This window comes from Hymenobacter perfusus (genome assembly GCF_003944765.1).
GTDB lineage: Bacteria > Bacteroidota > Bacteroidia > Cytophagales > Hymenobacteraceae > Hymenobacter > Hymenobacter perfusus.
Genome location: NZ_RWIU01000002.1, coordinates 679,765 through 703,001, shown reverse-complemented (window position 1 = coordinate 703,001; position 23,237 = coordinate 679,765). Strand labels below are relative to the sequence as shown.

Genomic DNA, 23,237 nt, shown 5'->3' with positions numbered 1-23,237 from the left:
CAGGAGTTTTTCTTTTGGGTAAATCAGAATTCACCGAGTTACCGGTACTACGCCAACTTCCGTTGCATCAGATCCATCATCTGCTGCATCAGGCGTTGCTGGTCTTGCAGGTGCTGATTGCGCATTTCCGCCATGGCCAACTGGTGAGCCATCTGCTGGGTGTACAGGGCCGTTTGCCAAGCGCCCGCATCCGGAACAGTTGCGGTGGCGGCAACGGTTGGGGCAGCTACTACCGGCGCTGCGGGCGGCGGCGCCACAACTAGGCCCGGAGCAACGGGAGCAACGGACTCAGCCGTGGAAGTTGCAGGCTCGGGGGGTATAGGCCGGGGAGTCGGGGATTCAGCCGGAGCTGGAGCCACCGGAACGGAAGCAGGTACCGCAACCGGCATTGCCGCCTCTTCCACGGATGAAACTGTTGCGGGTACGACGGCCGCGGCCGGAACTTCCGCAACTGTGTGCTCTGGCTTTTCTGCCAGTTTTACCTGCTTTGGGGTTTCGCCGGGAGTGGTCAGCATCGGGCCGGAGCCTTGCAGCAACCAATCCTTGGAAACATTTGGGTAAACTTCAAAAACCTTGCAGATAAGATCAAATCCTGGCTTGTTACGCTCTTCCACCAGGTGCTGGATAACCGTGGCTGTCTTGTCCAGCGACATGGCAAATGCGTTCTTGGATATACCCAAATGGTTTATCAACTGTACAAAGCGCTGCCCTACCGAGGTGTCTTCCATATTGTTCATTTGTTTATCAAATACAAACATATGAATAATATGCCGAATGTATCTTATATCCGCTTGCTCTTTTACACGCCCCTGGCAGGAAACCAGGCGGGAATTTTGTCCGGGAAGCTACCTGGTGGCAGTTCGAAACCGTTGCCAATTTCTTGTGTCAGTTACGACAACGTTACCGGCTCGAGCAAAGGCGGACGCATTAGCGAGGCTGGTGCAGCGGTTTCAGTTAGGGTGTATCGCCTAGTATTCTCCTCATCAAATGATAATTGGCAGGGGTGGTGTAGACAGCAAGTTGCGCGGAATAGCACCTCCGCATTTCCCATGTATGCCGTTTGCCGTTTCGCTGTACGCTACTCTCCGCACAGTGTCACTGCCTGCTGACCAAGCCATTGCGCCCGCAGCTGCCAGCCGGAAGAATTCTGCGGGTGCCCGGAGCTTCTGGCGTAGTCTGGCAGATTAACCGGAGCGAGCCAGCGCGGGGCGTTCAGTTAGCCTGCTGTCCATACGCTTTCGTACAACTTTCGTGGCCCCGCCATACGGCCATCTGGTTTGTTGCTGGCCTCCCTCCTGCCCACTTAGTGGCTGAACAGGGTCGCTCCGTCAGAAGAGCTATGACCAAGCCACCTGATTTGCCTGCCCATATTCCGACTGCTGCCACGCTTCGAACGCCTGGGTCAGGGCATGATCCGGTTCGAGTGGGCGTACGTCCCGGCCAAACCACAGGTATATTTCCTGCTGAAGCAGGCCGAGCCGCTGCTCAGGCGTGGCCGCTTTGGGCAGCTGGTAAAGCAGCGTACGGGCCAACTCAGGATACAAAGGCGAAGCCGCGGCATCCGGCCCCAGCCCGGCGGGGTCGTGGTGCACCAGTAGTTGGTGCAACGAATCGAAGTGGATTCCGAAGGCGTGACGGGCCGTGGCCAGATCGGGAATTTGGGCGTGCAGCAGCTCCCGGCGCTGATGTGCCAACAGTTCCCGGCGCAACTGGTTTTCGGCGGCCTGGTTGCGCTGCCGGCGTGAAACCAGTGCCAATAACAATCCTAATCCAGGAATCATAGGGCAACTACTCGGCTTCGGAAACTACCCGTAGCTAGTGCCGCTGCCGGCCTGACCAATGGACTTCTGCCCGTGGCTGCTACTCGAACCGCAACGACTCAATGGGGTCGAGGCCGGCGGCTTTGCTGGCGGGGTAGTAGCCCGAGGCCAGCCCCACGGTTACGCAAATTACCAGGCCCACTATCATCCAGAGCCAGGGTACAATAAAGCCCCCGCTGCCCACCAGCAACGAGACGCCGTTGCCCATACCCACGCCCAGCAGAATGCCCAGCGTACCACCCATCACGCAAATTACAATGGCCTCAATCAGGAATTGTTGGCGGATTTGCACGGCCGTTGCCCCCAGGGCCTTCCGAATCCCAATTTCCCGGGTCCGCTCCGTTACCGATACCATCATGATGTTCATGAGGGCAATACTGGCCCCAAGCAGCGTGATAAAGCCCACCAGCCCCCCTCCCATCCGCAGGTTACCGGACAGCGAATCAAGCTTGCCGGCCAACGAGTCGGAACGCTCCACCTCGAAGCTGTCGGGCTGGCCGAGCACGTCGTGGCGCACGGCGCGCATGATGCCGGTGGCCTCACCGGTGAGGTAGTTGAGCTGGTTGGCGTCGGTGGTGGCGGTTTTGATGTCGTAAGTCAGGGCACGCTGGCGCGGCATCTGGTTGCCGGTTTCCAGCGGAATAAGAATCAGCCGGTCGGCGCCGCCGCCGCCGCCCATGCTGCTGCCGCTTTTCTCCAGCTCTCCAATCACCAGAAAGCGGCGGCCCAGCAGGTAGACGTACTTATCAAGCAGACTTTGGTTGGGGAAGAGCTTCTCCTTGATTTCGGAGCCGACGATGGCCACGTTGGTGCCGTTATCCAGCTCGGTCTGGGAGAAGGAGCGCCCCGCTTTCAGGTTGTAGCTTTGAATCAGCAGGTAATTTTCGTCGCCGGCCATTACCTGCATGTTGGGGTTGGTTTTCTCCCCGTTGGCCTTCACCTCCACGGCTCCCGCAATAAAGGCTGATACCCCCACTTTGGCCTCCTCCCCGATCTGAGCCTTGTACTGGCGGGCCTGCAGATACGTCAGTGCCGGGTAGGTTTTGTCCTGCACCCCCCCGCGCCGCATGCGGTTACTGTAGCCTTTAGCCTTGATTTCGAAGGAGTTGGCCCCCAGGCTGGCAAACGTGGAGTTGAGCGAGGCTTTGATGGCGTCAATGGCCGTGAGGATGCCCACCAGCGACATAATGCCGATGCTCACAATCAGGGCCGTAAGCACGGTGCGCAGCAGATTGCTGTGAATGGAACGAAACGCCTCTTTGATGTTTTCCAGCAAGTGCATAACGACGGCGACAAACGAAGAACGGACCAGAACAAAAGGAAGCGGCGGAAGTGGCCTTGAGGACCTCAAAACCGCCACCGCCGGTCGCGCAAGGTAACGGCTTTTGGGCGAAACTCCCACCCGGATTCCGTACCTTGAATCACGGATTTCGGCGGATTTGGTGCATTGCCCGGATTCCGACCATTGACGCTGCTTTACCCTGGCCCGGTTCACCGGTTTGCCACCCGATTTTACTTCCGCGCTATGAATTTTCCCCGCCTTTTTGCTTTGCTGCTGGTGCTGGTGGCCGGTCTGGCCCGACCCCTGGCCGGTTGGGCCAACCACATTTTCATCCCGATGGATAACACCCAGAAGGAGCATCTGAAAGCCTACGGCGCGGCCTACTGGCTGCTGGGTAAGCAAGTAGAAGTGGACTGGCTGCTCAACTACCGGGGCGGGGCCTTCGCCTGCGACGTGGTGGCCGGGGCCGAGAACGAGCTGGCCGTGCGCGGCGTGAGCTACCAGGTGATTTCCGAAGCCCAGTACACCAGCATCCTGTCGGAAATAGCCGACCCCAACGCCAACATGGACGTGATGAAGCTGGAGAAAGTGCCCAAAATTGCGGTGTACACGCCCAAAGGCAAGCAGCCCTGGGACGACGCCGTGACGATGGTGCTGGCCTACGCCGAAATTCCCTACACCCAAATCTACGACGACGAAGTGCTGCGCGGCGACCTGCCCAAGTACGACTGGCTGCACCTGCACCACGAGGACTTCACGGGCCAGTACGGTAAGTTCTACGCCAATTACCGCTCCCGCCCCTGGTATCAGCAGCAGCAGCGCGACGCTGAGGCGGCCGCCAAACGCAACGGCTTTACCAAAGTAAGCCAGATGAAAGGAGCCGTGACGGTGAAAATGCAGGAATTCATTGCCGGCGGCGGCTTTCTGTTTGCCATGTGCTCGGCCACCGACTCCTACGATATTGCCCTGGCAGGCCTGGGCGTGGATATGGTGGAGACGATGTACGACGGCGACGCCGCCGACCCGGCCGCGCAGTCCAAGCTCAACTTCAACCGCACGCTGGCCTTTCAGAACTTCCAGCTGCGCATGAACCCCTACGAGTACGAGTACAGCAACATCGACATGGACCCGCGCGAGCGGGGCGTGTACGAGGACAACGACTACTTCCAGCTGTTCAACTTCTCGGCCAAGTACGACCCCGTACCCACCATGCTCACCCAGAACCACGAGCGCACGGTGCACGGCTTTATGGGCCAGACCACCGCGTTCCGCAAGCAGCTGATAAAGCCCGACGTGGTAACAATGGGCGAAAACAAGGCCTCTGGCGAGGTGCGCTACATGCACGGCACGCTGGGCAAAGGCACCTGGACGTTCTACGGCGGCCACGACCCCGAGGACTACCAGCACCTGGTGGAGGAAGAGCCCACCGACCTGAGCCTGCACCCCAACTCCCCAGGCTACCGCCTTATTCTCAACAACATTCTCTTCCCGGCGGCCAAGAAAAAGAAGCAGAAGACCTGAGCCATTTCGGCCCCGCTACCGGATTTCGGAAAACCGCCGAGTCGCTGGTAACAGCCCTGACGTTGCGTCTGCACGTCAGGGCTTTTTTTTTTGGCGGGCCGCAGTACCCGTCGGGAGAGCAAACACGTTGGGATATTTTCATCCCCTATTCTGCTGCCATGGCTACGCCCATTCCCCCCGCCAACTACGGCTTTTCCACCAGCCAGGGTGATATCCGCACGGACAATCCGCTGCCGCGTGCCGTCCTACGCACAAACAACTACCTGCTGCTGGACGGCGAGTGGAACTTCGCCCTGGACCCCGACGACGCCGGGCTGCGGGAGCAGTGGTACGTGGCCCACCCGTACCCGCGCACGGCCAGCTGGCCGGGGTCGGTGGAGGAGCACCTGGCCCAGGAGCAGCCCGATGGCCCCGGCTGGCGCGATAAGGTGGTGGTGTGGTACGAGCGGGAATTTGCCTTGCCGGAGCGGGGCAACGACAGCGCGCATTCTTTGTTTCAACTCACATTCGGGGCCTGCGGCTACGAAACCCGGGTGTGGCTCAACGGCTTTCTGCTTTCGACCATCGAGGGCGAGGACGTGCATTACGGCGAGTATACCTCCTTCTCGTTTGAGCTGCGCGAAGAGCATTTGCGCCCGGTCAACCGCCTGACCGTCCGGATTGTGGACACGATGGACGCCGAAACCCCGCGCGGCAAGCAGGAGTCGCACGTGTACAAGCGCGGGGGCATTTGGTACCAGACTTATACCGGCGCGGTGCGCAGCGTGTGGCTGGAGCTGGTGGAGCGCAACCGACTCCGCTCCCGCGTGGGCGTCGACAGCGTCATCGAGGATAAAATGGTGCGCTTCGACCTGACTACCCGCATCCACGACCCCGGCCTGTATACGCTGCGGCTGCAAGTGTTTGACCGTACCGCTACCGCGCCGCAGCCGTTGGCCACTGCCGATTTTCCGTTGCGCCTGGAGGCCGGCCAGCGGCGGCAGCGGGTGGTAATGGAGTTGCCTACTGCCCGCCTCTGGGCTCCCGGCACGCCCACCCTCTACCACTTGGTTGCCCAGCTGCTCGACAGCGAAGGCTACGTAGCGCAGATTGAAACCCACTTCGGCCTCCGCAAAATTGAGTCGCGCGGAACGTATGTGTACCTCAACAACGAACCAACGTATCTGGATGGCATCCTGTACCAGCCCGGCACGGCCACCTACGAGCAAATGCAGCGCCACATGCACGCCATGCAGGCCTTGGGCTGCAACCTGGTGCGCGTGCATATTGCCGGCGTCGACCCGCGCATCTATAACCTGGCCGACGAACTGGGGCTGCTGCTGTGGGTGGAAGTACCCAGCCCCCACGCCTCCACGCCCCGCAGCCGGGAAAACCACCGGGCCGAGCTGCTCCGGATGCTGGCCCTGATGGAGTCGCACCCTTCCGTAGTCATCTGGAGCCTGTATAATGAGGACTGGGGAGCCCAGGATATTGCCACCAACCCCGAAACCCGGCAATACATCGTGGATATGTACCATTACCTGCACATCAACCATCCGCAGTTTCTGGTGGTGGATAACGACGGGTGGCAGCACATTTCCCAGGCCGGCCGGCTGAAATCGGACCTGCTGACGGCCCATGTGTACACGCCCGATGTGAACCGCTGGGCCGAACTACTGGACCATATGGTGCGAGGCGACCTGAACAATGTAGCCGTGCTGCCGCTGGTTATCGGCGACCCATTTTTCTACGGCCGCCAAAAACCCTTGATTATCAGTGAGTGGGGCGGCTTTGGCTTTGCCGACTACGGCGGCCCACAAAGCGCGGAAGAGCGCACTGACCGTATCCGGCAGTTCAAGCAGGAGCTACGGCAGCGTCCTCTGGCGGGCGACGTTTACACGCAGGCCACCAATATTGAGGAGGAACGCAACGGTCTGCTCGATCCGCACACCGGCGAATTATCCGTACCGGCCGGGCTGCTGGCCTCCCACAAGCCGGTTACTCCACTGCCGGACACTACCCTGCCCCACTAGTAGCTGTTACTTCGGCAGCCGCAGGATTTGTTGCGCTACGGCGGGCAGATCGGACGTTTTTTCGGGGTCGATGGGCATTATCAGATCAATCAGTACCGGCTGGCCTTTCGCTACGCCGGACACAATCAGCTGGTAGGCCATCCCGCCGGTTTCAGTTGGGTAGCTCAGGCGCACACCCTGCGCTGGCGGGCCGTCCAGGATAGTACACTCGAACGGCAGTTTCTCGGTGCCTTTGTGCTTCTTTTCCGCCTGCCGGATATACTGCGCCGGGTAGGTTTTCATTACACTGAAATCCAGGTACATCCAGCTTAGATCATACGTTGAGCAGGTCAGCTGGGACTTGCTGGCGGGCGTGCAGCCGCTGTTTACGGGTAGCTCGACGCCACAGAAGTTAAGTGTAGCCGCAGCCGTTTCGGCCGGAGCCTGCGCCCAGCCCTGGATCGGAAGCCCACACAGAAGTAAAAGCAGAAGTTTCAGCAGGTTTTTCATAGCGTTATGCAAAAGGCAGGGGTGCCTAAACTACTAAGGGTTTGACATATCACAAGCAACGCGGCAACAATTCCACCGCAGAATACTCCGTCAGCCAAACCTGCTAGTGCATCCGGTCGTCGCGGACGGGCAGGTTGGTCACGATTTCGCCCTCGATTTTGAGCAGCTCCTGCAGGCGGGCATCTACCTCCTGCGCGTCGCAGTATTCCTTGGCCAGATCCACGTAGCTCACGAAGTGCCCCGCTTCGGAAGCCATCAACTCGTAGTAGAACTGGCTGAGCTCGGGGTCGGGAATATGCTTCCACAACAGCTTGAACCTTTCGCAACTACGGGCTTCTATCAGAGCACTTACCAGCAGCTGATCCATAAGCTGCCGCTCGCGGGCCCCACCCTTGCGAATGTGAGTCATCAGCTGCACCACGTACTCGTCGCGGCGGGGCCGGCCCAGCTCGTGGCCGCGCTTGCGCAGCTCCTGCAGCACACGGGCAAAATGCTCCCACTCCTCGGCCACTAGGGCCGTCAGCTCTTCCACCAGCCGGGTTTTCTCAGGGTACTTTACAATCAGCGAAATCCCAGTACTGGCCGCCTTCTGCTCACAGTAGGCATGATCCACCAAGATGTCCTCGATATTTTTGCTGGCAATATCCACCCAGCGCGGGTCGGAGTTCAGCTTCAGCTTCAGAATGGTTTTTTCTTTCATGGGGAGCAGAGGTGAACTGGTGAGATAGTGAAATGGTGAGTTGGCTGTTGGGCTTGCGCCACTTGCGCGACTCGAACAGCCAACTCACCATCTCACTATCTCACCAGTTCACTGATTAATTGAAGAACTGCCAGCGGATACCGAACTCGAAGCGGCGCGGCAGGGCAGCGTAATAAGGCGTGGCAAAGTAGCCCGACTGCGGCAGGAACTGGTTGATATAGGCCATTTTGAGGAATACTCCCAGTGAGCCAATGTCGCCGCTTACGAATACGTCGGCCACCGGCGTATTGCGCACCGTGAAGCGGTCCTGCACCAAAAACTGCTGGATGCTGGGGCTGTAGTCATAGGCTTTCCAGCGCGAATGGAAGTAGGCCTGCACCCCGGCCTGGCCCAGCAGGGCCTTCTTGAACAGATAGCCCTGATAGTACACCCGCGACTCACCCACGAGGGTCGGAATCCGCAGGCCGGGGTTGTCGTCGCCGGCTCCAAGAGTGTACGTAGCCTGGTTATCGGCCACGAACTTGCCCCAGGTAAGCCGGTAGCGGGCCATAAGAGTGGTCAGCTGCCGGGAAGTGCCCAGCTGCTGAGGCCCCGCCACCTGAAACGCATCGGGCCGGGCCGAATAGTAGATCAGGTTCTGAATATTGGCCACCGTGCCTACGGCTTCCAGGTAGTGCTTGCCCAGCTGCTGGGCGGCCCGCACCCGCACCTGCTGCACGTTGGTATTCTCGAATGGAGCGGCGCTGCCCGCGGTATGGTCCCAGATGTAGTGGTTGCCCGAAAACCGCTGCTCCGTGAGCGTGGGCGCGTAGCTGCTGAACAGGATTTCGCCGCTCAGCGGACCCAGCCGGGCATTGCCGCGCAGCAAGTATTCGGTATTGGCCAGGTTGGTGAGGTCGGCGGTAGGTTTGATTTCGCCGACGGTTTCAATAGCAAACTGCTTATAGCGGAAGGCCGCCGTGCCGCCCACAAACAGCTGGGTACCGGTTTCGCGGGGAAAGGCATCAACCTCCTCGGTCAGGGGCACGACGCCCGTGCGGTACTGGTTGCGCCAGGAATAGGTGCGCTGCCGGCCATAGAGGCGGTAAGCCACGCTGCGCGAATTACCCATGACGCCCAGCGTATTCTCCAGCTGCCGGAACTCGGCCCGGTCATCGGTAATGGCGAGATTTTGCAGCCGTTTGTCGTAGCGGGAAGTCCCGTCGTCGAAGGTCAGCTTATCGTCGGTGTACTTGTTCTGCTGCCGACTCCAGTCGATGATGTGAAAGGCCGTGAGCCCGCGCCCCAGCAAACGATACGTGTGGGCCAGCCGCACCTCGTCCCGGTCGTCGCGGTTGATAGCGCCCACCAGCCGAACCGTTTCGCGCTGATAATCGAACAGCTGCGAGAGGATAATATTCCCGTTTTCGTCGTAATCGTCCTGATTTTCCGGGTCCGGCGTGAGCCGACGGGGAATAATGCCGCCCTGCTCCGCCGCCCGGTGCCGGGCCGTGCTGAAGTTGGCCATGGCGTGATAGCGGCCCTCGGGCGAATCGTAGCGAACAAAGAACAGGAAGTTGTTGTGCTCCACCTGGCCGGTTTTGGTGTTGGTGACGGCCACCGCCTTGTTGGCCCCGAACCGCTCGAAGGCAAACCCCGCGTTAAAGTGCTTTTTGAGGCTGCGGGCGTAGGAAAGCTCAAAAATCTGCTCGTAGGGGTTGCCCTGGTGGAAGCGAAAAAACGTGTAGGGCGAGCGGGTATCGTAGTACGGCACATCGGCCGCGTTGCGGGCATACTTGTCGAACACAGTCCGGCCGGGGCGGGCCCCCAGCTTCAGGTTGGGCTCCCAGAGCAGGCGGCGCGAGGCCGTCCCGAAGTTGCCCAGGTCCTGCTGAAACGTGGTATCGTGGGCCCAGTAACGCTGCTGGGGCAGGCGCGTGAGGGTGGTATCAACCATCCGGCCCAGGGTATCCTCGCGCAGCAAATCCCGCTCCTTAAGCACGAAGGTGGTGTGCGCGCCGTAGCGCACCTTCGTGGAGTCGTCCAGAATCTGGGCGTGGCCGAGGGCAGGTGCCAGCCCGGCCGCCAGCAGCAGGGCCGCAGGCACCACGCCCCGCCGTACCCGGCACTGCGCGGGTACGGAACCAGAGGAAGACGCCAGAACAGAAAAGGGCAGCGGAATCAGCAACGAATCAGACAACAGCGTGGGGCGGAAAGTACGGGGTCAGCAGCGCCCGGAGCCGGTCGGCCCCGTCGGCCAGAAAGCAGACGTCAATAGGAATGTAAAATACGGGCAAATTGGCCACACTTGCCGCCAGTGCCGGTTCCAGCAGCCGCACAGCGTCTTTCTGGGTGGTCAGAACGACCTGGCCAGGCTGTAATTGCGCCGCCAGGCGGGTTATTTCCTCTGGCTGGAAGGCGTGGTGGTCGGCAAAGCGGGCGTGGTGCACGATGCGGTAGCCCGCCCCTTCCAGGTGCTCCCGTAACGGCCCGGGCTGGGCAATGCCTGTCAGCAGCACGATGTCGGCCCCGGGTCCGGCCCCCAGCCCGGACACCGGCACCGGCGCGCCGTAGACATAGGTGGAAAACAGCACCGGCACCGCCGGGCGGGCGTAGCGCCGGATGCGGCGCGTAATTTCCTGCTGGTCAGCGGAGCTCAGCTGCGGGTCACACTTCGTGACGATAATCACATCGGCCCGCCCCGCCCCGCTCCGGCTCTCCCGCAGCCGGCCGGCGGGCAGCACAAAATCCTGGTAAAAAGGCCGCTGCTGCTCCGTAAGCAGCACGCTGAAGTGAGGCTGTACGCGGCGGTGCTGGTAGGCATCGTCGAGGACCACTGTCCCTACCTCGGGTTGAGCAAACAGCTGGTTGAGGCCGGCCTGCCGGTCTTCGCACACGGCCACGGGCACCGCGCCGGCAAAGTCCTGATAGTGCTGCGACGGCTCGTCGCCGAAGGTGGCGGCGGTTTCCTGCGGGTTGCCGAGGCGAAAGCCCCGGCTGCGGCGGCCGTAGCCCCGGCTCAGAATGGCCGGTTGCTGGCCGTGGCGCAGCAGCTCGCGCACCAGCCAGGCCACGTGGGGCGTTTTGCCGGTGCCGCCCACCCGCAGGTTGCCCACGCTCAGCACCGGTCCCGGCCAGACGCGACCCACGGACCGGCGGCCGGTATCATAGAGCCAGTTGCGGCCGGCCATAACGGCGGCGTACAGCCAGCTCAGGGGCAGCAACAGGTAGGTAAGTAACATGGACATAAGCGACGGCGCGGCAACGGGAGGCGCAAAAGTAGCGGGTTGCGGCCGGGCGCTGTGCAATCAGGTCGGTTTTCCGTGGCGGAAGACGTAACTATCCGGGTTTCAGATCAGCCCCGACCCGTCTATCTTTGCCTGGCCCGGGGCCGCCTGTATCCCGAGTTCGTTGCTACGGCAGTAGCCCCGGCGGCCGGGCCTTTATTTGACATGCAACTATATCAGCTCCTGAAACGCGGGGCCTACCACGCCGATTTCTGCGAGGATTTCAGCGTAGCGCAGCCGCTGGGCGCGCACAAGCTGGTTCTGGCCGTCATGGACGGCTGCACGATGGGCCGGGAAAGCCACTTCGCCTCAACGCTGGTAGCCAAGGTGCTCCGGAAAGTGCTGAAGGAACACGCGTACCGGGAATTCTACGGCGAGTTGGTGGCTGCTTCCCTCGAAGCCGAGCTGCGCGAAATTATAGCAGCCGTGTTTGCGGAAATGCGGCAGCTGAAAAATCAATTATATCTTGAAACCAACGAACTGCTCACGACGCTGGTGGTGGCCCTGCTCGATACCGACTCGCGGCAGGTAGTGGTGCTGGCCCTGGGCGACGCCACCGTGGCCCTCAACGGCCGGCTCACCCGCTTCGAGCAGGACAACCGGCCCGATTACCTGGCCTACCACCTCAGCCGCCCTTTCGCCGAGTGGTACGACCAGCAGCGGCAGATCCTCCACGCCCCCAACTGTACCGACCTGGCCCTGGCCACCGACGGCATCGACAGCTTTGCGCCCACGGACGTGGCGGCTGAGGTTGACCTGCCAGACGTACCCGCCTATCTGCTGCTGAACCAGGAACTGGCGGAGCGCGAGGAAATGCTGACCATGAAGGTGCGGCGGCTGGAAAGCACGTTCGGCCTGGTTCCCACCGATGACGTAGCCATCCTGCGGGTGCGGCTCGCGTAAAACATGCCCCCCATCCTATCCGCCGGGTAATAAATTCTTTGCGCACTCCGGCTGCCAGGGCTCATTTTTACGGCGGTTTTCCGGTCAGTATCCGGCCAGCAACCAAGAAACAGGTTTGATTCTTCATGAAGCTGTTTTGGGAAGTATTTGAAATTTTAAAGAACGTCATGCTACGCTTGTCGAAGTATGACGTTCTGTGGACTTTCGGAACGGCTTTAATTTTTAATTGAATAGAATGTCCAAGCTACTCGACCTCATGCGCGTGCTGGAAGCGGCCGCCCCCCTGGCCTACCAGGAAAGCTACGACAACGCCGGCCTGCAGTACGGCGACCCTCAGGTGGAGGTGCGCGGCGTGCTCATCGCCCTCGACTGCACCCCAGCCGTGGTAGACGAGGCCATCCGGCGGGGTTGCAACGTGGTGGTGGCCCACCACCCACTCATCTTTAAGCCCCTCAAACGCCTCACCGGGGCCAACGAGGTGGAGCAGACCCTACTCAAAGCCATCCGCCACGACGTGGCGCTCTACGCCGCCCACACCAACCTGGATAACGTGCGCCACGGCGTGAACCGCAAGCTGGCCGAGAAGCTGGGCCTGCTGAACCTGCGCATCCTCGACCCCAAGCCCGGCTTGCTGGGCAAGCTCATCACCTACGTGCCCCCCACCCACACCGAAGCCGTATTGCAAGCCCTGTATACCGCCGGGGCCGGCCACATCGGCGACTACGCGCAGTGCAGTTTCCGCTCTGAGGGCACCTTTACTTTCACGCCCGGCGCGGATACCACCCCCTTCAGCGGCCAGCCGGGGCAGCCCCACACCGGCCCCGAGGACCGCGTGGAAGTACTACTGCCCCTGCACCTGCAGGGGGCTGCGCTCCGGGCGCTACGCCAGGCCCACCCCTACGAGGAAGTGGCCTACGAGCTCATCAAGCTGGAAAACGTGCATCAGGAGGTGGGCTCCGGCATGGTGGGCGAATTGCCCGAACCCCTGCCCCCCGCCGAGTTCCGGCAGCGGCTGCGGGCGGCGCTGGGCGTGCCCGTGGTGAAGCATACCGAGTTTGAGCCGCTTATTTCTACCGTGGCCCTGTGCGGCGGCGCGGGCAGCTTCCTCATTGGCAAGGCCCGCGCCGCCGGGGCCCAGGCCTACGTGACCGGCGACCTGAAATACCACGAATATTTTGGCGCCGAAGGCCGCCTGATGCTCTGCGACGTAGGCCATTTTGAGAGCGAGCAGTTCACGGGCGAAATCTTCCGGGATTTGCTTGCCGACAACTTTGGAAGTACTTTTGCGCTCTTCATTGCAGAGACCCTCACCAACCCCGTCCGTTATGATTTCTAATCCCTCCGCGGAAACCACCGTTGCTAGTAAGCTGGAAGCCCTCCTGAACCTGCAGCGCATTGACTCGCAGCTCGACGAAATTCGGCGCGTGCGCGGCGACCTGCCCGAAGAAGTGCAGGACCTGGAGGACGAAATTGCGGGCTACGAGGTGCGCGTGAGCAAGTTCGACGAGGAAATTTCCGGCCTCAACGACCAGATCAAGCAGCGCAAGCAGAACACCAAGGATGCCGATGGCCTGATCAAGCGCTACGAAGAGCAGCAGACCAACGTGCGCAACAACCGCGAGTACGAGGCTATTGCCAAGGAAATTGAGCTCCAGAAGCTGGAAATCCAGATTTCGGAGAAAAAAATCAAAGAAGCGCAGTACCAGATTGAGCTGAAAAACAACGAAATCAGCGGTACCAAACAGCGCCTCGACGAGCGGAAGAAGGATCTGACCAACAAGAAGTCGGAGCTGGAAACCATCGTGGGCGAGAGCGAAGCCGATGAGCAGAAGCTCATGGACGAGCGCGCTGAGGCCGTAAAGCCCATCGAAGACCGCCTGCTGACGGCCTACACCCGCATCCGCGGCAACGTACGCAACGGCTTGGCCGTGGTAACGGTGAAGCGCGACGCCTGCGGCGGCTGCTTCAACACGGTACCGCCCCAGCGCCAGGCCGACATCATCTCGCACAAGAAAATCATCGTGTGTGAGCACTGCGGCCGCGTACTGGCCGACGTGGAGGCCCGCGTGGTAGCTTAGGTTTTGCTGATAGTTTAAAGAGGAACGGCCTTTATCGGGGCCGTTCTTTTTTTGCCCATGATTTTTCGCGCAGTGATTCGCCGTGGATTTTGCAGTGGTATGCCGTGGCTGTTCTGGCTGCTGCTGTTTTCCTCTGCGTTCCTCCGCGAAGCCCTCTGCGCTCCTCTGCGGGAACCGCTATCAGAACTTACCCCCGCCCAAGCCCGCGCCTACGCCGAGGTGTTAAAAATGCGCCGGCCCCAGTTGGCGGGCTCCGAGGCCGGCACGGTGCTGGTGCAGGACTGCCTCGGTATTACGGAGCTGCTGGTGAGCCAGGATGCCACCCGCTACGCGGCCACCGTGGCGGCCCAGGAGGCGCGACTTAAGCTGCTGGACAAACAGCCGGCCGGCCCCTTGCAGGCCTACGCCGCCGCCGAAATCCGGCTGCACCAGGCCGCCGCCCAGGTGGTGTTCGGGCACGAGGTGCAGGGGGCCTGGAGTCTGCGCCAGAGTTATCTGGCCATGCAGCAGGTGGTGCGCCGCTACCCGCAGTACCTGCCGGCCCGCAAAACGCTGGGGATGCTGCAGTTTTTTATCGGGTCGTTGCCGGAGTCGTACCGCTGGTTTCTGAAGCTGCTGGGGCTGCCGGGCTCCGTGGAGGCGGGCCTGCACAACCTGCGCCGGGCCGCCACCGAGCCCAACGACTTCCAGCTGGAAAGCCGGCTGATTCTGGCGCTGCTGGAAGAAACCTACTACAAGAAGCCCGAGGCGGCCCTGGCCCTGATGGAAACCCTGCGCCGCCAGCAGCCTGATAATCTACTGGTCAGCTACCTGCTTATCAGTCAGCTGAAAAAGCAGCACCGCACCGAGGCCGCGTTGGCCGCCTACCGCGCCCGGCCCACCGGCCCCGGCTACCTGCCGCTGCCCTACCTGCACCACATGGCCGCCGATTTGCTGCTCTACCAGGGCCAATACGCGGCTTCCCAGCAAGCCAACGAGCAGTTTCTGCAGGAGTACCGGGGCCAGCACTACCGTAAAGACGCCTACTTCAAGCTGTATCTGGCCGCCTGGCTGAACGCCGATGCCCCGGCCGCCGCTCAGTACCGCCGCCGCATCGGCAGCGGCGGGCGCACGGTGCTGGAGGAGGACACCTACGCCCAACGCTTCTTCGACGATAAGCAGCCCCTCAACGCCCGCCTCACCCGGGCCCGCCTCCAGATTGACGGCGGCTACTACCGCGAGGCCCTGGCGACCCTCGACGGCTTCCGGACCACGGCCGCCACGCCCCTGCGCGACCGGCTGGAGGAGCCTTACCGCCGCGCCCGGGCCCTGCACCTGCTCGGCCGCCCCGATTCGGCCCGCCCGTTCTACGCCCGCACCATTGCCCTGGGCGGCACCGCCCCGTACTACTTTGCCCCGCAGTCGGCACTGCAGCTGGGCTACCTGGCCCAGGTGGCCGGGCAACCGGCCCTGGCCCGCCAGTATTTCCGGCAGGCCCTGAGCTACCCCAGGCACGAGTACAAAAACAGCACCGACACCAAAGCCAAACTGGCCCTGAAAGAGTTAGAATGACGCTGCTCGCCATGACCGCCTGCCGACGAGTCGCCGCTGACTATACCTTTGCTTCCGTGTCTGCCACTTCCCTTACTGTTCCGCTTACCCGGCTGCCGGCCGATTTCCGGGCCCGGGCCCTGCGCTGGGCCGCGCAGTTTTCGTACTGTGCCTACTTCGAGCCCAACGACCTGACGTACCCCGAAGGCCCGTTCCGGCGGCTGCTGGGCGTGGCCGCCGAAGCGCCCACTGCCCCCCATACCCTGGCCGAACTGCAGACGGAGTTGGTCGGCAGTAGTTCGACTGTGCCCCGGTTCGGGTTCCTGACGTACGAGGTCAAAAACGAAATTGAGGCCCTGCACAGCCACAACGCCTCGGGGCTGGCGTGGCCGGCGCTGCATTTCTTCGAGGCCCAGACCTGGCTGACCTGGGAAACCGACACGGTGACTCTGCACGGCCGCACGGCCGGGGTGCTGGCCGCTATTCTGGCCACCGAAGTACCGCCAACGGCCGCCCCCGCCGTGCCCCCCCTGACGCCCCGCATGCCCAAAGCCGACTACCTGGCGGCCGTGGAAGCCGTGCGCGAGGATATCCTCAACGGCGAAGTGTACGAGCTCAACCTCTGCCAGGAATTCTACGCCGAGGGCGTGCAGCTCGACCCCACGGACGTATTTCTGCGCCTGAACGCGGCCTCGCCGGCCCCGTTTGCGGGCTTCGTACGGCACCAGCAACATTACCTGCTGTGCGCCTCGCCCGAGCGGTTTTTGTCGCGCCACGGCACCACGCTGGTATCCCAGCCCATCAAGGGCACCATCCGGCGCGGCCTCACCTCGGCCGAGGACGATCAGCAGCGCCACCAGCTGCTGCACGACGAAAAGGAGCGGGCCGAGAACCTGATGATTGTGGACCTGGTGCGCAACGACCTGGCCCGCGTGGCCCGCACCGGCACCGTGCAGGTGCCCGAACTGTTCGGCCTCTACCCTTTCCGCCACGTCTGGCAGATGATATCCACCGTGACGGCCGAGCTGCAGCCCGCCACCAGCCTGCCCACCATTCTGCGGGCGGCCTTCCCGATGGGCTCCATGACGGGCGCACCAAAAATCCGGGCCATGCAGCTCATTGAGCACTACGAGCGCACCCGCCGCGGCCTCTACAGCGGCAGCATCGGCTACGTGCTGCCCGACGGCAGCTTCGATTTCAACGTGGTCATCCGCAGCCTGCAGTACCGCCCCGATACCGGCTACCTCAGCTTCCAGGTCGGCTCGGCCATCACCTACGACTCGGTGCCGGAGCGCGAGTACGACGAGTGCCTCCTGAAAGCCCGCGCCATCCTGGAAGTGCTGGGCGCGGAAATCCGGTGAGGTGGTGAGCGAAGCAATCCTTCCTCGACAAGAAGACAAACCCTGATCTACTCGAAAGCCATGAACGTTTGCCCTGGCTTTGCGCTACTTGAGGGGCAGCTCTCTGAAAAGGAAGGATTGCTTCGACACTGGCTTGATGCGCCACATGCTCGCAATGACACCCCACGCGCTGAATCACTACATCACCACCTCACCTCTCCTGCCATTCTGTCATTTTTCAGCCTAAAAAGGCTACCTTTGCCGTTCTCTGAACTGTGAAGGTGCTGCCTGCCAAAGGCCTTTTCCCATGTCCCAACCGCTGATTACCCTCGATTTTCTCGATACCCCCGCCCTGCCCACGCCCGCCGTGGATGCTGCCACCCACGCCCACGAGCCCTCGGGCGAGGTGCGCGTGAACCCGGCTACCCGCACGGGCAAAAGCCGCAAGCTCTACATTGAGAGCTACGGCTGCCAGATGAACTTCTCCGACTCGGAAATCGTGTCGAGCATCCTCTTCAATGAAGGCTTCGATACCACCGACACGCTGGAAGGCGCCGACCTGGTGCTGCTCAACACCTGCTCCATCCGCGAGAAGGCCGAGCAGACTGTGCGCATGCGCCTTTCGCAGATCAACGGCCACAAAAAGCGCAACCCCGGCCTGCTGGTAGGCGTGCTGGGCTGCATGGCCGAGCGCCTGAAAAGCAAGTTTCTGGAAGAAGAAAAGCTGGTGGACCTGGTAGTAGGCCCCGATGCCTACCGCGACCTGCCCCAGCTTATTCAGCAGGTAGACGGCGGCCAGAAAGCCGTGAACGTACTGCTGAGCCGCGAGGAAACCTACGCCGACATCACGCCGGTGCGCCTGAACTCGAACGGCATTACGGCCTTCATCAGCATCATGCGCGGCTGCGACAACATGTGCTCCTTCTGCGTGGTGCCCTTCACCCGGGGCCGCGAGCGGAGCCGCGACGCGCACAGCATCGTGCAGGAAGCCCGCGACCTGGTGGCCCAGGGCTACAAGGAAGTGACCCTGCTGGGCCAGAACGTGGATTCTTACAAGTGGGCCGCCGAGGACGGCTCCGAGCACGTGAACTTCGCCCAGCTGTTGGAGCGCGTAGCCCTCATCAGCCCTGAGCTGCGGGTGCGCTTCTCCACCTCCCACCCCAAGGACATCACCGACGAGGTGCTCCACACGATGGCGCGCTACGACAACATCTGCAAGTACATCCATTTGCCGGCCCAGAGCGGCAACTCCCGCGTACTGGCCCTGATGAACCGCACCTACGACCGGCCCTGGTACGAGGAGCGCGTGCAGGCTATCCGCCGCATTCTGGGCGAGGACTGTGCCATCAGCACCGATATGATTTCGGGTTTCTGCTCCGAAACCGAGGAGGAGCATCAGGATACGCTGAGCCTGATGGAATACGTGCACTACGATATGGCGTACATGTTCTTCTACTCGGAGCGCCCCGGCACGCTGGCCGCCCGCAAGTTGGAGGACGACGTGCCGCTGGAGGTAAAAAAGCGCCGTCTGGCCGAAGTCATTGCCCTGCAGCAGCAGCACAGCCGCCTGCGCAACCTGCGCGGCGTGGGCCGGATACACCGCGTACTGGCCGAGAACTTCTCCAAGCGTAGCGACGAGCACCTGAGCGGCCGCAACAGCCAGAACCAAGTCGTCATCTTCCCCAAAAAGCACTACAAAAAGGGCGACTACGTGGATGTACTGGTACACAGCGGCTCCGCCAGCACGCTCTTAGGCGAAGCCGTTTAGGAGAACACTCATGGCTTCTGCAAAATCCAGCAAGAAGACGAAGCATCAGCCAAAAAAGAGACAATGGCCATCCTTATCTAGTGCGCTGGCCTTGGCGTTAATGCTCTCCATATTTGGCCACTTTGGATATACTCTCATTAAGGGAGCAAAGAGGCAGCAGATGCTGTCGGCAAAACGGGAAACTACTTCTGCAGTTGTTATCAGCAAAAAGAATTTTTTCGGAAACAGCCCGGTATCACATTCATTTTCTTACTCATACTCTTTTAGAGTAAATGGCAAGACATATATCGGTGACACTAAAGACCCTGCTTACAACGTGGGGGATACACTCAAAATCAGATATGCTACCAGCCGACCAGAGTACAATGAGGCTGCTCAATAATTTATAAGCTTCTATATCAAAATAAACTATCCTAGCTTTTCGTCTACCCTACGAAAACCCTCCCGACTTGACACCTTCTGAAATACAAAGCATCAAACAGCGCTTCGGCATTATCGGCAACGCGCCGACGCTGAACTACGCCATTCAGGTGGCGGCGCAGGTGGCCCCGACCGATATGACGGTGCTGATTTCCGGCGAAAGCGGCTCCGGCAAGGAGTCGTTTTCCAAGATCATCCACGCCCTCTCGCCCCGCAAGCACGGGCAGTTTATTGCCATCAACTGTGGCGCTATTCCCGAGGGCACCATCGATTCGGAGCTGTTTGGCCACGAGAAAGGCTCGTTTACGGGAGCCCAGGAAGCCCGCAAGGGCTACTTCGAGGTAACCAACGGCGGCACCATCTTCCTCGACGAAATTGGGGAGATGCCGCTTGGCACCCAGGCCCGCCTGCTGCGGGTGCTGGAAAACGGCGAGTTTATCCGCGTGGGCTCCAGCAAGGTGCAGAAGACCGACGTGCGCGTGGTGGCCGCTACCAACGTGAATCTGCTGGATGCCGTGCGCGAAGGCCGCTTCCGCGAGGACCTGTACTACCGCCTCAACACGGTGCCCATCACGGTTCCACCATTGCGTGAACGGGGCGATGATATCTATTTACTGTTCAGAAAGTTCGCCACCGATTTTGCCGACCGGTATCGGGTGAAGCCTATCAGTCTGTCGGCCGAAGCGGTGCAGGAGCTGCAGCGGTTCCGCTTCCCCGGCAACATCCGCCAGCTCAAGAACGTGGCCGAGCAGATGTCGGTGCTGGAAACGGAGCGGGAGGTGGATGCGCGCCGCCTGCGGGGCTACCTGCCCGCCGACCAGAGCAGCCGCCTGCCCATGCTGGTACACGCCGCCGGCACCGCCACCGACGGGGCCGGCAACGCCTACTCGGAGCGCGACCTGCTCTACAAGGTTCTCTTCGATATGCGCCGCGACATGACCGACCTCAAGAAGCTGGTCCTGGACCTGGCCGGCGGTCAGCGCCCCTCCGAAACCCAGGAGCTGCTACGCCAGAACAGCCACCTGTTCAGCAACGTGAGCGTATCGCCCTACGAAAGTAACGGTGCCCGCCCTTTGCGCCCGGCCGGCCCCGAGACCAGCCCCGCCGAGTACATCCTGCACCACCGCGACCTGGACGTGGACGACTCCACCGACTACGAGGAGGAAGTGCAGCGCGTGGAGGACATTCCGCACGAAACGGAGGAGGAAACCCTGAGCCTGGAAGCCAAGGAAAAGGAAATGATTATCAAGGCGTTGAAGAAGCACAATAACAAGCGCAAGTACGCGGCGCATGATCTGGGTATTTCAGAACGCACCCTCTATCGGAAACTCAAGCAATATGACCTGGAACAAGCATAGTGGTGAGCTACAAGCTGTAAGCTATAAGCCACAAGCTGCGAATACCGCTTTCCTGAGAATTCTAGCTTGCTGCTTGTGGCTTGCAACTTGCAGCTTTTTAAGTGGTTGCGGCATCTACTCGTTCAGCGGTACCAACATCGACCCGAACGTCAAGACCATTTCCATTTCCACATTCGCCAACAATGCCAACAACGGCCCCTCCTTTCTCGGCCCACGGTTTACGGAGGATTTCAAGGACTACTTTCAGCGCAATACGTCCCTGAAACTGGTGCCTCGCGACGGCGACTTACAGTTTGAGGGCCAGATTATTGCCTACGACTTTGCGCCGGCCGCCATTCAGCAGACCAACGGCCAGGACCAGGCCGGGGCCAACCAGCTCACCATTCAGGTGCGGGTGAAATTCACCAATACCAAGGACCCCAAGCAGGACTTCGAGCAGACCCTGCAAACCACCCGGCCCTTCCCCGCTACCCGTGACATTACCAGCATCAACAACGACCCCACGGCCGTGCGCGAGCTGTTTCGCAACATTATCACGGACGCCTTTAATAAGTCAGTAGCTAACTGGTAAGTGACCCGACGACGCGGTTTACTGCCTAAATTGGCGTATTGTTGCGCCCCGCGCCGGTTTCGGCAAGGTCCCTTTCCTGCTTCTGTTCCCGTTTTTGCACCCTACGCGGCCCCGCCCGGTACCTCGCTCCTTGAGGACTACAGGCCGATACCTATTTCCTACCGCATGACCCGCGCGTCGTTACTGCATATTCTGGACCACGTAAACGGCATTTCGGATACCGAAGTCCGGGAGCTGGAACAATTGGCGGCCGCGTTTCCGTACTGTCAGACGGCTCATCTGCTGCTGGCCAAAGCCGCCCACGACCGGGGCAGCATGCTGGCCGGCCAGCGCCTGCGCCGCGCCGCCACCTATGCCGCCGACCGGGAGTTGCTGCGGCAGCTGCTGGAGCAGCCTGCGGCCCCTGCCGCCATGCTGGCAGCCGCTGAAGCCCCGGTGGTTCCTGCTCCGGCGGCAGCGGCAGCCGTTACCGCTGCTATTCCGGCTTTTTACGAGCGGGAAACGACCATAACGGAGCCCTCCGTAACACCAGCAGCCACCGATACGCCACCGGAACTCCTGCCACCAGTTTATTCGACTGCGGAAGTTTCGGAAGCTGAGCCGCCGACAGATGAGGTGACCCAGAAGGTGGCGGAAGGACCAGTTACCATCGAGCCGGAAGAGCAGCCAGAAACCCCGGCAACAACCGACGCAGCCGTTGCCGACGATGCAGCCGTTACTGAGAACATTCCGTCAGAACCGGCCGCTTCGGATGAAGCACCAGCTATTTCTACTGCACCAGCCGACGAGGCTCCCGGGGAAGCTGCACTAAATAAAGAGGCCACGCCTGAACAACCTGCTGCTGACGAATCAGCTGCCGCACAGGAAGACTCCGGTGCTTCTCCTACGAAAGAGGTAACGCTGTATACGCACAGTGAGGCAGAATCTAAGGAACAACCCGATACCTCATTAGAAGAACCGACAGTTGACGTTCCTGTACCAGCTGACACCCACTTGTTGCCGGCCGTGGCCCCGCCTATCCGGCCGCCGGCGGAAGCGGGAATTTCCCGCTTTGAGTTTGGGCTGAGTGAGCCGGAGCTGCCGGTACCCTCGGGCTACCAGCTGCCGGACTTAGACGAAGAAGAGGATGAGCTACCTACGCTCAGTAACCTACCCTCCACGCCCGCCCCTTCCGTCACGGCGCCGTTCCGCACCGATAAAGACCTGGGTTACAGCCTGGGAGCCGGCAGCCGCCTGGGTTACGACCTGCAGCCCCACGACGGCTACACGCTGGATTTACCCTTGGATGCCTTCTTCGAGCCCGACGCACTGCTGCTGGCCCACATGCGCGCCCACCAGCCCAAACCCACCGCTTCCTCGCTGGACCTGATCAACCAGTTCCTCAAAACCAAGCCCCGCATCAAGTCCCCCGTTGGAGTACCGCTGCCAGCCGCCGAGCAGGCCGATTTATCGGTGCGCAGCCTCACGGCCGCCCCGGCCCTGGCCTCCGAAAGTCTGGCCAAAATTATGGTGCGGCAGGGCAAAAAGGACAAAGCCATTGAAATATATGAGCGCTTGATGGAGCGCCAGCCCGAAAAAAAGGCGTATTTTGCCGACCAAATCCAACAACTGCAACAACCTTCGGAGTAGATGTATTACGCCCTTATTGCCCTGATTCTTCTCATTTGCTTTCTGCTAGGCGTCGTGGTGCTGGCCCAAAACCCCAAAGGCGGCGGGATTTCCAGCCAGTTTGGCGCGGGTGGCGCGGCCCAGCTCATGGGCGTGAAGCGTACCGGCGACCTGCTGGAAAAACTCACCTGGGGTTTCGCCATCGGCCTGATGGTATTGAGCTTAGGCACCCACGTAATCGGCGGCTCCTCGGCCACCGGTCCGGTGCGCAGCATCAACCAGCAGAAAGCCCTGGAAAGCCGTGGCCCGGCCGCGCCGGTTCCAGCCGCTCCAGCGCCAACTGCTCCCGGTGCCTCGGCTCCAACGGCGGCCCCCGCTACCGCTCCGGCCGCCCAGCCTGCTCCGGCTCCCGCCAACTAGTTTTTGCCTTTTCCAGGCCTGCAAGCCGGTGGTTCCTCTTACAAGGAGCCACCGGCTTTTTGCTGTTGGCCGGTTGGGGTAGCAACCTACGGTAGGCCAGACCGTCGGCCTGTTCGCAGCGCGGAGGCCAGCCGGTGACGTAGCCACCAGC

20 protein-coding genes are annotated in these 23,237 nt (G+C 61.2%); 13 read left to right on the top strand and 7 right to left on the bottom strand.

Going from position 1 to position 23,237, the window contains the following annotated elements; all coding sequences use genetic code 11:
• Positions 1–47: 47 nt before the first annotated feature.
• From EI293_RS09135 to EI293_RS09125, 3 genes are all read right to left on the bottom strand, one after another.
• A complete protein-coding gene (locus tag EI293_RS09135) occupies positions 48–758 on the bottom strand; it encodes a helix-turn-helix transcriptional regulator (protein WP_125436815.1) in 711 nt (236 codons plus the stop codon).
• A gap of 579 nt (positions 759–1,337) precedes the next feature.
• Positions 1,338–1,781 (bottom strand): hypothetical protein, encoded by a 444-nt coding sequence (locus EI293_RS09130; RefSeq protein ID WP_125436814.1) that lies wholly within the window; start codon positions 1,779–1,781, stop codon positions 1,338–1,340.
• Between the two features lie 79 nt (positions 1,782–1,860).
• The gene (locus EI293_RS09125; RefSeq protein WP_125436813.1) at positions 1,861–3,102 is read right to left on the bottom strand and encodes an ABC transporter permease; all 1,242 of its coding nucleotides are present in this window, start codon (positions 3,100–3,102) and stop codon (positions 1,861–1,863) included.
• Between the two features lie 243 nt (positions 3,103–3,345).
• On the opposite strand from EI293_RS09125, the gene EI293_RS09120 reads away from it, so the two are divergent.
• The gene (locus EI293_RS09120; protein WP_125436812.1) at positions 3,346–4,623 is read left to right on the top strand and encodes an asparagine synthetase B; all 1,278 of its coding nucleotides are present in this window, start codon (positions 3,346–3,348) and stop codon (positions 4,621–4,623) included.
• A 158-nt stretch (positions 4,624–4,781) separates the two neighbouring features.
• Complete coding sequence (locus EI293_RS09115) at positions 4,782–6,635, top strand: glycoside hydrolase family 2 protein (protein WP_125436811.1); 1,854 nt, start codon at positions 4,782–4,784, stop codon at positions 6,633–6,635.
• Positions 6,636–6,641: 6 nt separating this feature from the next.
• Here the strand turns inward: EI293_RS09115 and EI293_RS09110 are convergent, their stop codons facing one another.
• From EI293_RS09110 to lpxK, 4 genes are all read right to left on the bottom strand, one after another.
• Positions 6,642–7,124, bottom strand: a complete 483-nt coding sequence (locus tag EI293_RS09110) for a hypothetical protein (RefSeq protein WP_125436810.1) — start codon at positions 7,122–7,124, stop codon at positions 6,642–6,644.
• Positions 7,125–7,227: 103 nt separating this feature from the next.
• Positions 7,228–7,824: a tRNA-(ms[2]io[6]A)-hydroxylase gene (gene miaE, locus EI293_RS09105; RefSeq protein WP_125436809.1), complete on the bottom strand. Its 597-nt coding sequence runs from the start codon at positions 7,822–7,824 to the stop codon at positions 7,228–7,230.
• A gap of 115 nt (positions 7,825–7,939) precedes the next feature.
• Positions 7,940–10,003, bottom strand: coding sequence for a putative porin (locus EI293_RS09100; RefSeq protein ID WP_125436808.1), 2,064 nt, complete (start codon positions 10,001–10,003; stop codon positions 7,940–7,942).
• Positions 9,996–11,051, bottom strand: coding sequence for a tetraacyldisaccharide 4'-kinase (lpxK, locus tag EI293_RS09095; RefSeq protein ID WP_246010588.1), 1,056 nt, complete (start codon positions 11,049–11,051; stop codon positions 9,996–9,998). Before lpxK ends, EI293_RS09100 begins: the two co-directional genes overlap by 8 nt.
• 75 nt (positions 11,052–11,126) lie before the next feature.
• Between lpxK and EI293_RS09090 the strand changes: the two genes are divergently transcribed.
• The 11 genes from EI293_RS09090 (at position 11,127) to secG (ending at position 23,086) form a co-directional block, all read left to right on the top strand.
• Entirely contained in the window at positions 11,127–11,993 is an 867-nt protein-coding gene (locus EI293_RS09090; RefSeq protein WP_125436807.1) for a protein phosphatase 2C domain-containing protein, read from the top strand.
• 235 nt (positions 11,994–12,228) lie between these two features.
• On the top strand, positions 12,229–13,329 hold the full coding sequence (locus EI293_RS09085; protein WP_170170320.1) for a Nif3-like dinuclear metal center hexameric protein: 1,101 nt from the start codon (positions 12,229–12,231) through the stop codon (positions 13,327–13,329).
• On the top strand, positions 13,319–14,071 hold the full coding sequence (locus EI293_RS09080; protein ID WP_125436806.1) for a zinc ribbon domain-containing protein: 753 nt from the start codon (positions 13,319–13,321) through the stop codon (positions 14,069–14,071). The genes EI293_RS09085 and EI293_RS09080 overlap by 11 nt, the downstream gene beginning before the upstream one ends.
• Positions 14,072–14,170: 99 nt before the next feature.
• On the top strand, positions 14,171–15,622 hold the full coding sequence (locus EI293_RS09075) for a tetratricopeptide repeat protein (protein ID WP_125436805.1): 1,452 nt from the start codon (positions 14,171–14,173) through the stop codon (positions 15,620–15,622).
• 56 nt (positions 15,623–15,678) lie between these two features.
• Positions 15,679–16,962, top strand: coding sequence for an aminodeoxychorismate synthase component I (gene pabB / locus EI293_RS09070; protein ID WP_246010587.1), 1,284 nt, complete (start codon positions 15,679–15,681; stop codon positions 16,960–16,962).
• 286 nt (positions 16,963–17,248) lie between these two features.
• Positions 17,249–18,709 carry a tRNA (N6-isopentenyl adenosine(37)-C2)-methylthiotransferase MiaB gene (gene miaB, locus EI293_RS09065; RefSeq protein ID WP_125436804.1) on the top strand — a complete coding sequence of 487 codons (1,461 nt, stop codon included), beginning with the start codon at positions 17,249–17,251 and terminating at the stop codon, positions 18,707–18,709.
• Between the two features lie 10 nt (positions 18,710–18,719).
• Positions 18,720–19,091 carry a hypothetical protein gene (locus EI293_RS09060; protein WP_125436803.1) on the top strand — a complete coding sequence of 124 codons (372 nt, stop codon included), beginning with the start codon at positions 18,720–18,722 and terminating at the stop codon, positions 19,089–19,091.
• Positions 19,092–19,158: 67 nt separating this feature from the next.
• Positions 19,159–20,487, top strand: a complete 1,329-nt coding sequence (locus tag EI293_RS09055) for a sigma-54 interaction domain-containing protein (RefSeq protein WP_125436802.1) — start codon at positions 19,159–19,161, stop codon at positions 20,485–20,487.
• 73 nt (positions 20,488–20,560) lie between these two features.
• A complete protein-coding gene (locus tag EI293_RS09050; protein WP_246010586.1) occupies positions 20,561–21,058 on the top strand; it encodes an LptE family protein in 498 nt (165 codons plus the stop codon).
• 165 nt (positions 21,059–21,223) lie between these two features.
• A complete protein-coding gene (locus tag EI293_RS09045) occupies positions 21,224–22,687 on the top strand; it encodes a hypothetical protein (protein ID WP_125436800.1) in 1,464 nt (487 codons plus the stop codon).
• Positions 22,688–23,086 carry a preprotein translocase subunit SecG gene (gene secG / locus EI293_RS09040; RefSeq protein ID WP_125436799.1) on the top strand — a complete coding sequence of 133 codons (399 nt, stop codon included), beginning with the start codon at positions 22,688–22,690 and terminating at the stop codon, positions 23,084–23,086.
• The last annotated feature ends 151 nt before the right edge of the window (positions 23,087–23,237 follow it).

Excerpts from the sequence above, each read along its gene's own strand:
- miaE (WP_125436809.1), bottom strand. The coding sequence starts at position 7,824 with ATGAAAGAAAAAACCATTCTGAAGCTGAAGCTGAACTCCGACCCGCGC.
- EI293_RS09125 (WP_125436813.1), bottom strand. The coding sequence starts at position 3,102 with ATGCACTTGCTGGAAAACATCAAAGAGGCGTTTCGTTCCATTCACAGC.
- EI293_RS09115 (WP_125436811.1), top strand. The coding sequence starts at position 4,782 with ATGGCTACGCCCATTCCCCCCGCCAACTACGGCTTTTCCACCAGCCAG.
- EI293_RS09135 (WP_125436815.1), bottom strand. The coding sequence starts at position 758 with ATGTTTGTATTTGATAAACAAATGAACAATATGGAAGACACCTCGGTA.
- EI293_RS09110 (WP_125436810.1), bottom strand. The coding sequence starts at position 7,124 with ATGAAAAACCTGCTGAAACTTCTGCTTTTACTTCTGTGTGGGCTTCCG.
- EI293_RS09045 (WP_125436800.1), top strand. The coding sequence starts at position 21,224 with ATGACCCGCGCGTCGTTACTGCATATTCTGGACCACGTAAACGGCATT.
- EI293_RS09075 (WP_125436805.1), top strand. The coding sequence starts at position 14,171 with ATGCCGTGGCTGTTCTGGCTGCTGCTGTTTTCCTCTGCGTTCCTCCGC.
- lpxK (WP_246010588.1), bottom strand. The coding sequence starts at position 11,051 with ATGTCCATGTTACTTACCTACCTGTTGCTGCCCCTGAGCTGGCTGTAC.
- EI293_RS09080 (WP_125436806.1), top strand. The coding sequence starts at position 13,319 with ATGATTTCTAATCCCTCCGCGGAAACCACCGTTGCTAGTAAGCTGGAA.
- EI293_RS09120 (WP_125436812.1), top strand. The coding sequence starts at position 3,346 with ATGAATTTTCCCCGCCTTTTTGCTTTGCTGCTGGTGCTGGTGGCCGGT.
- EI293_RS09060 (WP_125436803.1), top strand. The coding sequence starts at position 18,720 with ATGGCTTCTGCAAAATCCAGCAAGAAGACGAAGCATCAGCCAAAAAAG.
- EI293_RS09085 (WP_170170320.1), top strand. The coding sequence starts at position 12,229 with ATGTCCAAGCTACTCGACCTCATGCGCGTGCTGGAAGCGGCCGCCCCC.
- secG (WP_125436799.1), top strand. The coding sequence starts at position 22,688 with ATGTATTACGCCCTTATTGCCCTGATTCTTCTCATTTGCTTTCTGCTA.
- miaB (WP_125436804.1), top strand. The coding sequence starts at position 17,249 with ATGTCCCAACCGCTGATTACCCTCGATTTTCTCGATACCCCCGCCCTG.
- EI293_RS09130 (WP_125436814.1), bottom strand. The coding sequence starts at position 1,781 with ATGATTCCTGGATTAGGATTGTTATTGGCACTGGTTTCACGCCGGCAG.